Genomic DNA, 14,402 nt, shown 5'->3' with positions numbered 1-14,402 from the left:
GGAGATTATATGATCAATTCGGCTGATTGTCTGCCTTACCATCCAGACCGAATGGAGAATAAACGCCTTCATAGTCCAAGACCGTCACCATTCCTCTGTCCGCATGGTTGTTATCATGACAATGGAAGAGCCATTCCCCTTTATTATCAGCTTTGAAGTAGATGACATAGGTTTCACCCGGTTTAACATTCAGCAGGTCTTTGACAATCGGAGAATCATACTTCTCACCATTTTTGGATGCCACTTGAAAACGATGACCATGCAGGTGCATCGGATGATTCAATCTCCCCGAATTCTTTATGTCAACCTTCACCACGTCACCTTCTTCCACCCGGATCGGTGGTGTATCAGGGAATGTATCGTTGTTGATCTGGAAGACCATCCCTTCCCCCATGTTCATCCCCATATTCAAATCCATTGTGTAGGACACATCCACTTTCTCCGGCTCCTCATTGAAAATCAGTTCTTCACTTCCTGCAGAGGTACCTTCCATAATAGCTTCAGATTGATTCGTTGTCGCATTCTTAAGCTCAGTAACATCAACTCCCTTTTTCGGACTTACGGGAATTGTAATTCCAGGTGAATTCTCAGGAGAATCAACACCACTGATGACCCATGGTTCTGCTTTCTTTTGAGTGATTTCCACATCCATTCTTTCTCCAGGGGCGATTTCCAGGACATTGGAAGAGTTTGCTGTGCCTTTTACTGCTTCTCCATCCACTTCAATTACTTTCATTGTACCCTCTGGAAAAACGAGTCGATGCTGCTGATAACCTGCATTCACTAATCTCACCCTTGCCTTTTCTCCTTTTTCAAGCACAAGGGCTTCCACTTCAGATGCTGTCTTTCCGTTTACTGTATACGTATCATACATTTCTTTCGTATCCGCTTCTCCATCCCCTTGCATGCTGCCGCTCATCATACCAGCCATGTTGGACATGCTCTCTTTTTCCGAGTTGACTGCCCATTCATCCAAAATAAATGACTGATCGACTGCATAGGTCTTTTCTTTCTCTTCTACGATAAACATGCCATATAATCCCTTGTCCACCTGTTCTGAGCTATGCTGATGGGAATGATACCAGTAAGTACCTGCGTCACCAGCAACGAATTCATACATGAAGGTTTCACCAGGCTGAACTGCATCCTGGGTCAATCCTGGTACTCCATCCATTTTGTTAGGTAAGATGACGCCGTGCCAATGAATGGTCACAGGTACATCCAACTCATTCTTCAAATCGACTTTGATATAATCGCCTTCCTGTACCCTCAATTCTTTACCAGGGACAGTTCCGTTATATGTCCATGCCTGTACTCTATTTTCCGCATCGAATTTCCAATCTGACTCTTTTGCGGTCAACTTGAACTCTTTAATTGGGCGATCCCCTGACGCTTCAGCTTTCAGATTCAATATACTTTCCCCATCCTCTTTCACTCCATTTGGAAGTGTTTGGTTGTCGCTCCTCGAAGACGAGAGGAAATACATTGCAACCAAAACACTTAATAGGAAAATGATCAAAATGGATCCAATCACTTTTCTGTTCATATTAAGTACACTCCTATCCTGATTTTCATATACCAGTATGGGTGTTCCCGATAATTTTGCAGATACTATGCAGTTCACTGAAAAAATCCAGGAATAGAAGCTGCTATCCTTTTCATACCATTAGAAAAAGGACAAGGGGGGACAGGTTTGACTATTGCACTGTTGATCATAATTGTTGCAACTTTTATGTTGACTGTAACAAGTGGATTGTTTCTTTATAAAAATAGAGAGGCTGTTACGGAGATGTACAGGATGGCAGGAACAATGGCGATCAGCATGAATGTAAGTATGCTTGGAGGCACGATTGCAGGAATCGTTTTATCTGGTAATCTGTTCATACCTACTTTCTCCGGCATGATGATTGGATTTATCATTGGTGGATTGCTGGGTGGGGCCATCAGTGAATCAGCTGTATTGGAAGGGATATCGTCCGGAGTGATGGGTGGGATGATGGGAGCGATGCTTGGTGTAATGATTGTTCCTCCTTACGATGATGTAATCGTAAAACTGTTGTTTTTCATGTACACCCTCCTCATCATTTACAATCTTCTTATATTGAGGGGAACCCAACGATTGAATCATCCCCTTCTCTATCTTGCTGTTTTTTTGTGTCTGTTTTTCGCATTGGAATACTCAGGTTCTGTTTTTCCTGAGAATCATGGACATTCTGGACATGGATCACATTCCATGTAAATGCATATAACAAAAGGGACTTCTCAATGAGGAGTCCCCTTTTGAATTATTTTTCAATATATTCAATTGAAGTCATCATCCCTCCATGACCTTCTGTATGATTATTAGCCATGTGGTGGGGCGTATGGCAATGAAATGGCCATGAACCTGGATTATTGGCATGAATCTTCACTTCGAAGGTTTCCCCTGATGATAATGAAACACTATTGCGCTTCATTTTCATCGTTTCAGGAAGTGGATTACCGTCCTGATTTTCGATTGTGAACTGATGCCCGTGGACATGCATCGGGTGCAGACTATGACCAAGTGCCCCCATCCGGATCCGTAAATCTTTCCCTTCCTCGGCTTTCATCGGTGTAGTAGCAGGAAAGCATTTACCGTTGATCGTATAGAAATTGAAATCATGAGAATGAGCATCCACCTTATACGTCCCCTTTTCTAAGGTCATGTGTTCTAAATCCTCGACCGCGAACTCCTGCAGTAAAAGAAAGTAGTCATAATCCACTTCATCATTCTCGTCTTTTATGATGAACCCACCTCCTAATCCCATCATTTGCTGCACCTGCGTATTAAGATGGGTATGATACATATGTGTGCCTGGTGGATTGACCACTTTGAATCGATATTCATAGAAGTCACCCTGCTCTATAGTTGGAGATGGCTGAAGTTGTGCCGCTCCATCCATTTTCTGCGGAATATCCATCCCGTGCCAGTGGATGCTCGTTTTTTCCGGCAATTCATTATATACCTTTATACAAACTTCATCACCAGGATTCACTATGATGGTTGGTCCGGGAATGGAGCCATTATAGCCCCACCCTTCAATGAATATCCCATCCAGCACTTCCTGCCGAACTGGTTCAGCTCTCAATTCAAAATATTTGACCCCATCCTCGATCTCTCCAAACAACTGGTTAAGGTTTGGTGTATGCATCGTTGTTCCCTCCCAATGAAATTTGTAGACAATGGTAAATTTAAACTTTATATCATCGAAAAGTGCTGCTTATCAGTGGTCATGACCGTGTTCTTCCTCTTCTACTGGATTCGATTTTAAAAACAGATATTCACCTACGAAAATAAGCAGGATGAATACTACGGACACAGCAACAATGAGCCAATCGTTGACTGCTTTCACCCATATGAATGCAGCTAGCACGATCGCGTCCAAAATAAGCGCAGTTATGACAATGGCAGGCTTGGCGTCCACTTTGTTCCGTAAATGTTTCAACACACCCCAATGAACGATCATGTCCATGACCAAATACAAAATAGCTCCAACAGAAGCGATTCTGCTCAAATCAAACACTACAGCCAGTACCATTGCCAGGACTATGGTATAAACCAGAGTATGTTTCTGGATACGACCAGGCATACCGAAGTGTTTATGAGGAATCAGCTTCATATTCGTCAACATCGCAAGCATCCTGGATACAGCGAACACACTTGCGATAATTCCGGAAATGGTAGCAATGATCGCTATGATTACCGTGAACCAGACGCCAAGATCACCAAATGCCGGTCTTGCAGCTTCAGCAAGGGAGTAATCCTTTGCCTTGATAATCTCACCAAGTGGGAGATTGCTGGAAACTGCCCATGCGATCAGTAAGTAAACAATCAAGCTGATGGAAATGGAAGCTACGATCGCCCGCCCAACATTTTTCTTCGGCTTGACGATTTCAGAACCACTGTTTGTAATTGTCGTAAACCCCTTGAATGATAGGATGGTAAGGGCAACCGCAGCAACAATACTTGCGATTGTAGAATCCGCTGTTCCACCACCACCTTCAGCTGGTGTAATGGAAAACCCGGCTACCCAAAGTCCACCCAAGGCGAATATGACCAATCCGATAATTTTCAATAAAGATACGATTGATGTAAACGTCTGAATGAACGCGTTTCCTGAAATATTCACTAAAAAAGCGAAAATCAGTAGACCAACGCCCAATATAGGAACCAGGTAACCTAGTTCATCTCCTCCAAAAAGCTGCAATGTATACGTTCCGAATGTCCGCGCAACCAGACTTTGGTTGATGACCATCGAGATCGCCATCAGCATAGCGGCAGATGCTGTAATCGTTCCTTTTCCATAAGCCTTCATAAGGAACATACCAATACCACCAGCAGATGGATATTCATTACTCATTTTCACATAGGAATAGGCGCTGAACCCGGTAACGATGCCCCCTACGATGAAGATAAGGGGAAACCATGTCCCCGCTAACTCAGCAACCTGTCCAAGCAGGGCAAAAATGCCGGCACTGATCATGACTCCAGTCCCTAAACCTATTGCTCCTATCAATGACAGGCTGTTTTCTTTATACTCACCCATAAGACCCACCTCTTTCACTTGCTTATTATGCTTCTGTACCCATGGAATTTGCAGATTTTATGCAGAGAATAGGATGCTTCGAAAAGGAGAGCAAATGGATTGGAGATAAAAAATAGACTATTCACATTGAATAGTCTAAGGGTTGGTCAATATAGTTTTAATTCATCTTCACTAACCCACTTGTGATTTTTCACTTCTTCTCCACCGTCTGTCGGTGTAAAATCTATCATGTACACTGTAGCAGCTTCTGCTGAATCAATCGTTGCTGCTGCTCCGCTCATACCATCCATGTGGTCAGCTTCAAGAATCACTTCGTCCCCGACACCATACGCAACCTCACTAGGGTTCTTCAGTTCTTCATGAATGACCCATTTATGGTCGGTCACTGTCTCTCCACCGTTTACAGGATCGTATGAGACAGTATAAACTGTCGTATCAAAGGCACCTACAACTGTCGCTTCCGCCCCTTTCATTCCTTCCATATGACTATCCTCGATGATGGCTTTATCACCAACCGCGAATTTTGGGCTTTCTGCTTCTTTTAACCCTTCAGGTATATTTCCAGAACCTGAATGACTCATTCCACTATGGTCGGACTCGTTCTTTTCTACTTGTTGTTCGTTTGAGTTCTCGTTGCTTGCATTGTTCTCACTATTGTCTGAACATGCAGCCAACAAAAAGATAAAAATCACCAGAATGAAAGAATACTTTTTCAACATTGGACATTCTCCTCTAATATGGTATGAGCAAAAGTATATTTCGATTGCGTGCAGTTTTTATCGAGAAAAGATAGGTGCTTTGTACCAAAAAAAAGCCGCTTACAATGTAAGCAGCTTCAATCGTTTAGCAGGGTTCATTCTATTAGGTGTTCAACCATAACTCTTCTGTTGCTTTCGGGCTCCGTCTTCTTTTACTAGAATGATCCCTAAGCCATGATGTTCTCCTTCATAAATAGCCCTTTGAGCAAAGCGCACCTGTCCTTTATGATTCCGTACTTCGACTTTGCAAAACGCACGGTTGATTTGGATCGCTTCATAGAATTCACGTTCATTCGTTACGCGTCGCTGATTGATGCGCTCGATCTGTTCTCCCTCAAGCAAGCCCATCTTATCTGCAGGACTTCCTTGGATGATACCGAGAATCTTGAGACTATGACCTGTAGCTGAAAAGTATTGCTGTTTTTTATCACGGATCCGATGGAATAGATGGATGAACTCTCTGCCAATCAGAGCAGTAACAAGCCCAACGATGACAAGAGCTTCCAACCAGTAGCTTCCAACTGCCATACCGATTACGATAAAACTTAGGAAAAATTGACCTCTGCCGATATGTTTGGCAGCTGAAACAGGGTTCTGGCCCCGCGCGATGAATTCGTAACCACTGATCAAAGGTACAAGCATCAGACCATAACTTTCTCCTCCAATGTCCAACAGTGGCCACCAAGGAGCGAAGGATAGGATGGCACCACCTGGAATGAACAGGAAGAAAGGAATGACCATCAACTTTTTCAATCGGTGTTGACCTACCCATTTCCCTCTCGTACCAGGGACCAGTTCAGGGAAGGTTTCACGGTAACCAGTTCGCAACATGATCAGAGATTCGACGAGCAGTAATGCTCCCATCATCAATGCCACTCCAGTCAATGAAACATCAGAGAGTGCGTCGTTCCAATATTCAGGGAGAAGGTCACGTTCATTAATAATAATTAACGCGATAAGTGCAATAGGAAACGTATAGGCAGCAGATGCCCATTTCAATTTCAACGGCAATGTAAAAAGGATGATTGCCAAGGAAATCAGTAAGATGACCGGGAAGGAAACAACGAACCCGCCAACAAGGAAAAGTGCTGAGAGAATCAGCCCAGTAATCAAACTCACTCCAATTGTCCGTTTACTTTCAGCAAATACATCAAAAATACGGGTCCCGAATAGCCTTCGTTCTTTCTTTATTCGTTTATAGGATAAGACGAGTGCAAGCATAATCGCCCAATAAAACAATGGCTGTAAAAACAGTCGCCCTGTTCCTTTCAACAACTCGATTAACCAGTCCCCCAAGATGATTCCTCCTAATATGTATCCAGCTTTCTCTTTTTAAAAAAACAGGAAATCCGCAGCCGTTATCGACTACGGATATATTTCGCTATCTGTCAGCAAATTCCTGCTTACGCACCGAATAATACTTCGAGTGCTTTGTCCATTTGCTTATCATTTTTATCATCACGGACACTTTCAATCACTTTTTCTTCGATTTTTCCACCGGTTTCCTGATCAAGCTTACCGCTTGCAGTCAGATCATTTTCACTCTGGAATTTTTTGACTGCCTGTTCAGTAGCTTTACTGAAATAACCATCTGTTCGTCCTGGATCATACCCCAATCCTTCAAGCATGACCTGGAGGTTTTTGATCTTTTCATGATTGTCATCGTACTCGAAAGGTTCTTCGATGCTGACCGGATTCGTGTAGAAGTGTTCCGGCTGCTTCGTCTCTATGGTCGGCTTGACACCTTTTTCATGGATCCAGTTACCTTCAGGAGTCAGCCACTTGAAGAGGGTAAGCTTGATCGTGCTACCATCCTCCAGCGGAATCGCCTGTTGCACCGTACCTTTTCCAAAACTCTTCGTACCAACGACTTCGTACTTTCCAGCTTCTTTCATAGCAGCTGAGAGGATTTCAGATGCAGACGCACTGCCTTCATCCTGCAGTACAGTGATCGGGTAGTCTTTCTTCTTATCAATTGTTGATTTGTATCGTGTTTTCTTACCGTTACGATCTTCCACCTGTACATAAGGAGTATCCTGCGGAATGAACTCTTTCAAAATTTCCTGAACATCTGTGAAGAGGCCACCAGGGTTCCCTCTCACGTCGATGACGAGTCCATCGATTCCTTTACCTTCCAATTCCTTCAATGCTTTTGAGAAGTCCTCTGCTGTCTGCTCAGCGAACGACGTGATTTCAATCACACCTGCTTTTTTGCCATCGACTTCTTTAATGTCAGAGTAGACCGTTTCCAATGGAATTTCGTCCCGGGTAATATCCACCTTCAGTGGCTCGGAAGCACTTGGACGTTGAATCGTCAACGTTACTTTACTTCCTTTTTCCCCACGAATTTTCAAAACGGCATCGTAAAGGTCCAGTCCCTCTACACTTTCTCCATCGACTTCTAAAATCTGATCATTCGGTTTCAGACCAGCTTTTTCAGCAGGCGATCCTTTGATAGGTGCGACAACCGTCACTTTTCCATTCACCATACTTACTTCTGCACCGATTCCTTCGAATGAGGATTCGATCGAATCGTTGAACTGCGCCATCGTTTCTTTATCCATGTAGACGCTGTATGGATCTTCCAATGTGCCAAGCATCCCCTGGATAGCGCCTTCAATCAGCTGATCCTTGTCCACATTCTGGACATAATTTTCTTCGATGATATCGTAAGCTTTCTCGATTTTCTCAAGTTCTGACGCATCTTTATCATCAGAGCCTTTGCCTGCTATGCTTTCAAAAAGACTTTTTCTTTCTTCTTCATCCAGCTCGGCAAAATTCTTCGTTTCTTTATCCGCATTGGCCGTCTGGCCCTCATCTGTTGTTTCCGTCTTCGGTGTTTCCGATTGAGCAATCTTGATTCCTGCATACGAACCGGCAGCTCCCAAAAGCAGCGCCAAGACCATAAGTATAGCGACATAACGCATTCTAAGATTCATCGTATTCACCCTTCTGTAGTTAGAATTCAAGAGGTGTATGTTTCAGATGTAACAAAAAGGCATCACACCGAAATTGTGCGATGCCTTTATTCTATGTTATGCCATAAAACCCCTATGCATGTCCAGTATAAATTTTATGGAAGATACGGTAGCGGGTTTACTGCATTTGATTTAGATGCATTCCATGTTCCTTTATGAAGCTCGAAGTGCAAGTGCTGTCCGTAGGATTGACCGGTGTTCCCCATGTTACCTAACAACTGTCCTTGTTTAACAGTCTGTCCTTCGCTTACTGTCCTAGAGCTCATGTGTGCATAAATAGTTGTATATACCTGCCCATCGACATAATGCGTTAGCCATACCGTGTTACCATATGTGCCTGAGTAGTAAGAACGGAATACCGTTCCTCCTGCCGCAGCTCTGATCGGTACTGTGCCTGCTTTTGCGATATCGATTCCATAATGCTGACCTAGAGAACGTCCTCCGAAACCGGAAGAAACATATCCTGCTGCTGGCCAGATGAAGTTCGATGAACCGCCTCCTGTGGATACTGGTTCAGGGGTTGATTCATTAGAACTGCTCGAGGATGAATTGTTCTTCTTGGCAGCTTCTCTTGCTTTACGGGCTTCTTCTTCCTTACGCTTGATCTCTGCCTGGATTTCAGCCTCCTGCTCTTTCGCTGCCTGCATAGCTGCTTGGATGGAAGCCTGCTGCTTACGGATTGCTTCCTGCTCTTCCTGCAACTCAAGTTTATGATCATGCAAGTGCTCTTCTTCTTCTTCAAGCTGAGCCATCAATTTCTCTTTTTCAGCTTTTTGATTATCCAAATCAGCTTTCAAGTTTTCCAGCTGAGCTTTTTGATCTTCTAGTTCTGCTTTTTGATTTTCAAGATTTTTCATCTTTTCTTCGACTTGAACCTTTTTAGCTTGCAATTCTTTTTTGTCAGCAAGGTGAGTATCAAGGATATTCTTATCTTGATCCATGATTGTCGTTACAGCGTTCGCACGATCAAGGAAATCACCGAAGTTCTGAGCTCCCATCAATACTTCAAGGTAGCTGACATCTCCGCCATTTTCCTGAAGAGAACGGAGACGATCGACTAAGATTTCTTCACGCTTTTTGATACGTTCCTGCAATGCTTTGATCTCTTTTTTCAGCTGTTCGATTTCAGCCTGGGTCTTTTCGATTTCTGCTTTTGTTTTTTCAATTTCTGATTCTTTCGCTTTCAACTTTGAGGAAGTTTCAGAAAGCTTGCGGTCCAATGCTGCAATTTTGTCCTTTGTTTGTTGCTGTTTGGATTTGTTGGCAGCAATCTTATCTTCTGTTTCACTTTTCTTATCTTCAATGCTTCCTTCTTTGCTCTTAAGCTCGCCTTGTTGGCCTTCCAAATCTTTCATCTCTTTTCGGACACTATCCAAATTACTATTGGCTGCAACTTCTGTAGAGTATAGTACAGTTGATGCTACCATCACTAAGGTAATAATTGACGTCAATAGCCTCTTCATCCTGATCCATGCTCCCCCTTCTCCATCTCCAGAAAATCCGTTTCCGTCACTTTTTTATACTTTCAAGAATTTACGTACGCTCATCACACTGCCCCATACTCCGATAAATGCTCCGATTCCAAGAATCAACAATGATAATTGGAGTGCAAACGGATTGAATGGTAGCAGTTGAATGAATTCAAACTGAATTCGATCTCTCAAATTGTAGTACACGTAGTAATAACCGCTCACTACCGCTGCAATCGGGATAATTGAACCAAGAACACCCAAAATCAAACCTTCAATGAAAAATGGCCAGCGAATGAAGTTGTTCGTCGCACCGACCAGCTTCATGATTCCAATTTCGCGCTTTCTCGCAATGATTGTAATCTTGATTGTGTTTGAAATAAGGAAAATGGCTGTGAATACAAGTCCAACGATCAATGCCAACCCGATATTTCTGGCATACTCATTGAATTTGAACAACCTTTGGACGATCTCCTCTCCGTAATTGACCTTATGGATCCCTTCAAATCCTTCAATTTCAGCCGCGATATCCAATGTATCCAACGGATCTGCCGGTTTGATGACATAAGCGTCATTCAGCGGATTGGTCTGTTCGAACATTTCGAAAGCCTTACCTTCGTCACCCATACTGTCGATCAAGTTCTTAAGTTCTTCTTCTTTGGGTGAGAATGTGACCGTTCCAATTCCTGAAATGTCTTTGATTTTATCACCAATTGCCTCGACTTCGGAGTCCTTTTCAACGGTACGATCGACTAATACTTTTATTTCGACATCTTTCTCAACTTTTTCTGCGATTTCATTCAAGTTGAGCATCAGTGCAAGAAAGATCCCTACAAGTAAAAGTGTGGTCGTGACCGCTCCTATAGATGAAATCGTCATCCATCCATTTCGCCACACGTTCTTTCCACCTTCACGAATGTGCCTTCCGACTGTTCTAAGCTTCATAGCCGTAGTCACCTCGCTTCTCGTCACGAGCAATCTGTCCATCTTCAATTGCGATGACACGTTTGCGGATCGTGTTGACAATTTCTTTGCTGTGCGTAGCCATGACAACTGTCGTACCTGTCGCGTTTATTTCCTCTAAAATCTGCATGATTTCCCATGAAGTATCTGGATCCAAGTTTCCAGTAGGTTCATCGGCAATCAGTAGTTGAGGATGGTTGACGATGGCACGTGCAATCGACACACGCTGCTGCTCTCCACCTGACAATTCATCAGGGATGAAGCGCGCTTTATTTTTTAAACGGACTTGATCCAAAACATCCATCACACGGCGTTTGATATTTTTAGGGGACTCTTCGATCACTTCAAGTGCGAAAGCGACATTTTCATAGACTGATAGTTTTGGCAGCAGTCTGAAGTCCTGATACACGACACCGATGTTTCTGCGGAAATTCGGAATCTTCCGTTCTTTTACTTTATTAAGATTCGTGCTATTTACCATGATCGAACCTTTGGTCGGCTTCTCTTCACGGAACATCAGACGGATAAATGTCGATTTTCCTGCGCCACTTGGTCCGACGACATAGACGAATTCTCCTTGCTCAATATGTACATCCAACCCATTCAATGCGGTTACGCCATTTGGATAGGTTTTATAAATTCCTTGCATATCAATCATATATTTATCACCTTTATTTCCAATTGTTGTTAATTCTTAGGATGTTATCTCCTCTATTGCCAAATCTTCCTACTTTACTTCGACAATTCTTTTACATTATAACATCTCATGTTTGGTTTATTAGACAAATTTATGTTACAGTTTCTTTTCAATTTATGGATTATTTTTAATATTTCTGCAAAATGCGCCTAAATCCCTCTTTATTTTTCGACATTGTTTTGAAATACTTTTCGACAAATTTTCACAGAACTCCTACTTGGATGTTGAGGGAGAAAAAATGGACCGCTTTCCGCGGGGAAGATGACGAGCCTCCTCGGCTAACGCCCTGTGGGGTCTCGTCTTTCTTCATTTCCCGCAGGAGTCGGCCCATTTTCACCTCCTCAACGCCATAGATCATCAACAATATCTTTACATCCATTCCCATACAAAAAAGCCCGGACCTTTGGCGGTCGGGCTTTTTTGGGTAAGTACGTTTTTTACTTTTGAGTTGCTAGCCAGCTTGCAATCAAGTCTACGTCATCGCCTGTTGCTTGTCCTTTTGGCATGCTTCCTTTACCATTCTTGATAATGTCAGCAATTTCATCCTTGGAGTACTTGGATCCTACATCTTTCAATGATGGTCCAGCTCCTCCGGATAAGTCTGCACCGTGACAGCTCGCACAGCTTTGCTTGTATGCTTTTTCAGCAGCTGCTGCGTCAACGTCACCGCCAGCAGATTCTTCTGTGCCAGTGTCGCCACCGTTATCTGCAGGCTCTTCGGCACCTTCGTCATTTCCGCCACAAGCACCTAGTACAAGTGCTGAGCCGAAAAGGACAGCTAATAATTTCTTTTTCATCTGTTACTCCCCCTAACGAAGTAAAGTATGATAGCAGAGCACTATCAAGGATATTATATCCCACTTATGAAGATTTAAAACCCTCTCCAAGTACCTCTGTAGCGTTCATAGCGACCACGAACGCATGGGGGTCAATCATCTTGACAGTTTGTGTCAATTTGATGAATTCGTTCTGTTGGACGACGCACATGACGATCCGTCGTTCTTGATCGGTAAATCCACCTGAACCGTTCAGTACGGTTACTCCTCGATCGATTTCATTCAATACCGCTTCACGGATGTCATCCACATAATCACTAATGATCATCACATTTTTGGATGTGTTCAATCCTACCTGGACAAAATCAATCGTACGACTTGTCGCGAACAGTCCGATCAGTGCATACAGACCTTCTTCTAGGGAAAAGACCATCGCTGATGTGATGACGATCATTCCGTCCAATAGCGCGACCGAGATGCCTAGTGGCAGGTGCGTGTATTTGTGGAGCACTTGGGCGGCAAGGTCGATGCCACCGGTAGATGCTCTCCCTCTGAACACGATTCCTAATCCTAAACCGACACCCATTCCGCCGAAAATGGCAGCGAGTAATGGGTTCGGAGTTACCGATTCTAATCCACTCGTCAACAAGACGAACAGGGGCAGAACCATTGTGCCGACGAACGATTTCGCACCGAAATTTTTCCCAAGGATGACCACGCCCATGATGAATAATGGTACGTTCAACACCCACTGGACAATTCCAGGTTCCCAGCCGAAGACACCTTTAGTGATCGTACTGATCCCCGAAACGCCTCCGGATGCAATGTTATTCGGTAATAAAAATACGTTGAATGCCAATGCTACGAAAAACGATCCTAAGATGACAAGGCTGTATTCTAGGATGTTTCGTGTCAGTGTCGGCATCGGTTTTCTGCGGTATTTCTGAGACATCATCATCGTTGCTCACCTCAAGCTGTAAAATTTATGAATGAATGCTTGCTTTAGCTTCCGTTGCTGTGTTGTTTTTATGCTCACAAGAGAGGAGTATATCACTTGGGGTACAAGGTGTAAACGCGATCAGGATAACGCATTAACGAGGTAAAGCAGCATAGAAAAAACGGTGCCCATCGTTTTAGATGGGCACCGCTTGGATTAAAGTTGTTCATTTAATATTTCTCGGAGCATTAACATGACTTCTTCACGCATATCGTCACGCTCCAGTGCCATTTCAATCGTAGTTTGGATGAAACCGAGCTGGTCACCGACATCATAGCGTTTCCCTTCAAATTCATAAGCATAGACACGCTGGTACTGATTGAGCCGCTGAATGGCATCTGTAAGTTGTATCTCACCTTGGGCGCCGGTGTCCTGGTCATCAAGCAACGTCATAATTTCAGGCGTTAGAATATACCTGCCCATAATAGCAAGGTTGGACGGCGCTTCTTCTATAGAAGGTTTCTCAATAAAATTCCTGACTTTGTAGAGATTAGCATCCTGTGATTCAGGTTCGATGATCCCGTAGCGGTGTGTTTCGTTTTCTGGAACCTGTTTGACACCGATGACCGAGGACGCTGTCTGCTCGAACTGTTCAATCATCTGCTTTAGACAAGGCTTATCTGCACGGACGATATCATCACCTAAGAGAATAGCGAATGGCTCATCTCCGATGAATTTCCGAGCGCACCAGACGGCATGTCCGAGTCCTTTCGGTTCTTTCTGCCGGATGTAATGGATGTCGACGTCAGAGGACTGCTTCACTTTTTCCAGTAAATCAAACTTCTCTTTTTTCAAAAGGTTGTCCTCGAGTTCGACCGCATGATCGAAGTGGTCTTCGATGGCGCGTTTCCCTTTTCCGGTGACGATGATGATGTCTTCGATGCCGGAATCGATCGCTTCTTCGACGATGTACTGGATGGTCGGGGTGTCGACGATCGGGAGCATTTCTTTCGGCATTGCTTTTGTCGCTGGGAGGAAGCGTGTGCCTAGTCCTGCTGCGGGTATGATTGCTTTTCTTACTCTCATGGAATGCTGACCCCTTTCTGAATAAAAGGAATCCATTACCTAATGACAAGATACCGTTTCAGGGAAACTACTCGCTTGCCTGCGGGGATGTGGGCAAGCCTCCTCAGGCTTCGCCTGGTGGGGTCTTGCCGCCCATCTATTCCCGCTGGAGTCTCGCAGTTTTCCTTCCA

13 protein-coding genes are annotated in these 14,402 nt (G+C 43.8%); 1 reads left to right on the top strand and 12 read right to left on the bottom strand.

Annotated features, from left to right (window positions below):
• Positions 1 to 13: 13 nt before the first annotated feature.
• On the bottom strand, positions 14 to 1,546 hold the full coding sequence (locus ACFQ2J_RS14165; RefSeq protein ID WP_386061753.1) for a multicopper oxidase family protein: 1,533 nt from the start codon (positions 1,544 to 1,546) through the stop codon (positions 14 to 16).
• 147 nt (positions 1,547 to 1,693) lie between these two features.
• On the opposite strand from ACFQ2J_RS14165, the gene ACFQ2J_RS14160 reads away from it, so the two are divergent.
• Positions 1,694 to 2,239, top strand: a complete 546-nt coding sequence (locus tag ACFQ2J_RS14160) for a hypothetical protein (RefSeq protein WP_386061750.1) — start codon at positions 1,694 to 1,696, stop codon at positions 2,237 to 2,239.
• 46 nt (positions 2,240 to 2,285) lie between these two features.
• Here ACFQ2J_RS14160 and ACFQ2J_RS14155 read toward each other — a convergent pair whose 3' ends face one another.
• The 11 genes from ACFQ2J_RS14155 to galU form a co-directional block, all read right to left on the bottom strand.
• On the bottom strand, positions 2,286 to 3,173 hold the full coding sequence (locus ACFQ2J_RS14155; RefSeq protein ID WP_386061747.1) for a multicopper oxidase family protein: 888 nt from the start codon (positions 3,171 to 3,173) through the stop codon (positions 2,286 to 2,288).
• A gap of 72 nt (positions 3,174 to 3,245) precedes the next feature.
• Positions 3,246 to 4,568 (bottom strand): APC family permease, encoded by a 1,323-nt coding sequence (locus tag ACFQ2J_RS14150; protein ID WP_386061744.1) that lies wholly within the window; start codon positions 4,566 to 4,568, stop codon positions 3,246 to 3,248.
• 146 nt (positions 4,569 to 4,714) lie between these two features.
• Entirely contained in the window at positions 4,715 to 5,287 is a 573-nt protein-coding gene (locus tag ACFQ2J_RS14145; protein ID WP_386061741.1) for a YdhK family protein, read from the bottom strand.
• A gap of 150 nt (positions 5,288 to 5,437) precedes the next feature.
• Positions 5,438 to 6,622: a PDZ domain-containing protein gene (locus ACFQ2J_RS14140; RefSeq protein WP_386061738.1), complete on the bottom strand. Its 1,185-nt coding sequence runs from the start codon at positions 6,620 to 6,622 to the stop codon at positions 5,438 to 5,440.
• A 107-nt stretch (positions 6,623 to 6,729) separates the two neighbouring features.
• The gene (locus tag ACFQ2J_RS14135) at positions 6,730 to 8,265 is read right to left on the bottom strand and encodes a S41 family peptidase (RefSeq protein WP_386061735.1); all 1,536 of its coding nucleotides are present in this window, start codon (positions 8,263 to 8,265) and stop codon (positions 6,730 to 6,732) included.
• Between the two features lie 134 nt (positions 8,266 to 8,399).
• On the bottom strand, positions 8,400 to 9,767 hold the full coding sequence (locus ACFQ2J_RS14130) for a murein hydrolase activator EnvC family protein (RefSeq protein ID WP_386061732.1): 1,368 nt from the start codon (positions 9,765 to 9,767) through the stop codon (positions 8,400 to 8,402).
• A gap of 54 nt (positions 9,768 to 9,821) precedes the next feature.
• Positions 9,822 to 10,718, bottom strand: a complete 897-nt coding sequence (gene ftsX, locus ACFQ2J_RS14125; protein WP_386061729.1) for a permease-like cell division protein FtsX — start codon at positions 10,716 to 10,718, stop codon at positions 9,822 to 9,824.
• The gene (gene ftsE, locus ACFQ2J_RS14120) at positions 10,708 to 11,394 is read right to left on the bottom strand and encodes a cell division ATP-binding protein FtsE (RefSeq protein ID WP_386061726.1); all 687 of its coding nucleotides are present in this window, start codon (positions 11,392 to 11,394) and stop codon (positions 10,708 to 10,710) included. The genes ftsX and ftsE overlap by 11 nt, the downstream gene beginning before the upstream one ends.
• Positions 11,395 to 11,870: 476 nt before the next feature.
• Positions 11,871 to 12,230, bottom strand: a complete 360-nt coding sequence (cccB, locus tag ACFQ2J_RS14115; RefSeq protein ID WP_386061723.1) for a cytochrome c551 — start codon at positions 12,228 to 12,230, stop codon at positions 11,871 to 11,873.
• Between the two features lie 64 nt (positions 12,231 to 12,294).
• The gene (locus ACFQ2J_RS14110) at positions 12,295 to 13,161 is read right to left on the bottom strand and encodes a YitT family protein (protein ID WP_386062515.1); all 867 of its coding nucleotides are present in this window, start codon (positions 13,159 to 13,161) and stop codon (positions 12,295 to 12,297) included.
• Positions 13,162 to 13,362: 201 nt separating this feature from the next.
• The gene (galU, locus tag ACFQ2J_RS14105) at positions 13,363 to 14,232 is read right to left on the bottom strand and encodes a UTP--glucose-1-phosphate uridylyltransferase GalU (protein WP_386061720.1); all 870 of its coding nucleotides are present in this window, start codon (positions 14,230 to 14,232) and stop codon (positions 13,363 to 13,365) included.
• Positions 14,233 to 14,402: the final 170 nt, after the last annotated feature.

This window comes from Thalassobacillus hwangdonensis, from assembly GCF_042675915.1.
GTDB lineage: Bacteria > Bacillota > Bacilli > Bacillales > Halobacillaceae > Thalassobacillus_A > Thalassobacillus_A hwangdonensis.
The sequence above is the reverse complement of the archived record's forward strand: the minus strand, read 5'-3'. Positions and strand labels throughout refer to the sequence as shown.

What these genes read in the sequence shown, in the direction of transcription:
- ACFQ2J_RS14145 (WP_386061741.1), bottom strand. Translation starts at nt 5,287, where the DNA reads ATGTTGAAAAAGTATTCTTTCATTCTGGTGATTTTTATCTTTTTGTTG.
- ACFQ2J_RS14135 (WP_386061735.1), bottom strand. Translation starts at nt 8,265, where the DNA reads ATGAATCTTAGAATGCGTTATGTCGCTATACTTATGGTCTTGGCGCTG.
- ACFQ2J_RS14110 (WP_386062515.1), bottom strand. Translation starts at nt 13,161, where the DNA reads ATGTCTCAGAAATACCGCAGAAAACCGATGCCGACACTGACACGAAAC.
- galU (WP_386061720.1), bottom strand. Translation starts at nt 14,232, where the DNA reads ATGAGAGTAAGAAAAGCAATCATACCCGCAGCAGGACTAGGCACACGC.
- cccB (WP_386061723.1), bottom strand. Translation starts at nt 12,230, where the DNA reads ATGAAAAAGAAATTATTAGCTGTCCTTTTCGGCTCAGCACTTGTACTA.
- ACFQ2J_RS14165 (WP_386061753.1), bottom strand. Translation starts at nt 1,546, where the DNA reads ATGAACAGAAAAGTGATTGGATCCATTTTGATCATTTTCCTATTAAGT.
- ACFQ2J_RS14130 (WP_386061732.1), bottom strand. Translation starts at nt 9,767, where the DNA reads ATGAAGAGGCTATTGACGTCAATTATTACCTTAGTGATGGTAGCATCA.
- ftsE (WP_386061726.1), bottom strand. Translation starts at nt 11,394, where the DNA reads ATGATTGATATGCAAGGAATTTATAAAACCTATCCAAATGGCGTAACC.
- ACFQ2J_RS14150 (WP_386061744.1), bottom strand. Translation starts at nt 4,568, where the DNA reads ATGGGTGAGTATAAAGAAAACAGCCTGTCATTGATAGGAGCAATAGGT.
- ACFQ2J_RS14155 (WP_386061747.1), bottom strand. Translation starts at nt 3,173, where the DNA reads ATGCATACACCAAACCTTAACCAGTTGTTTGGAGAGATCGAGGATGGG.
- ftsX (WP_386061729.1), bottom strand. Translation starts at nt 10,718, where the DNA reads ATGAAGCTTAGAACAGTCGGAAGGCACATTCGTGAAGGTGGAAAGAAC.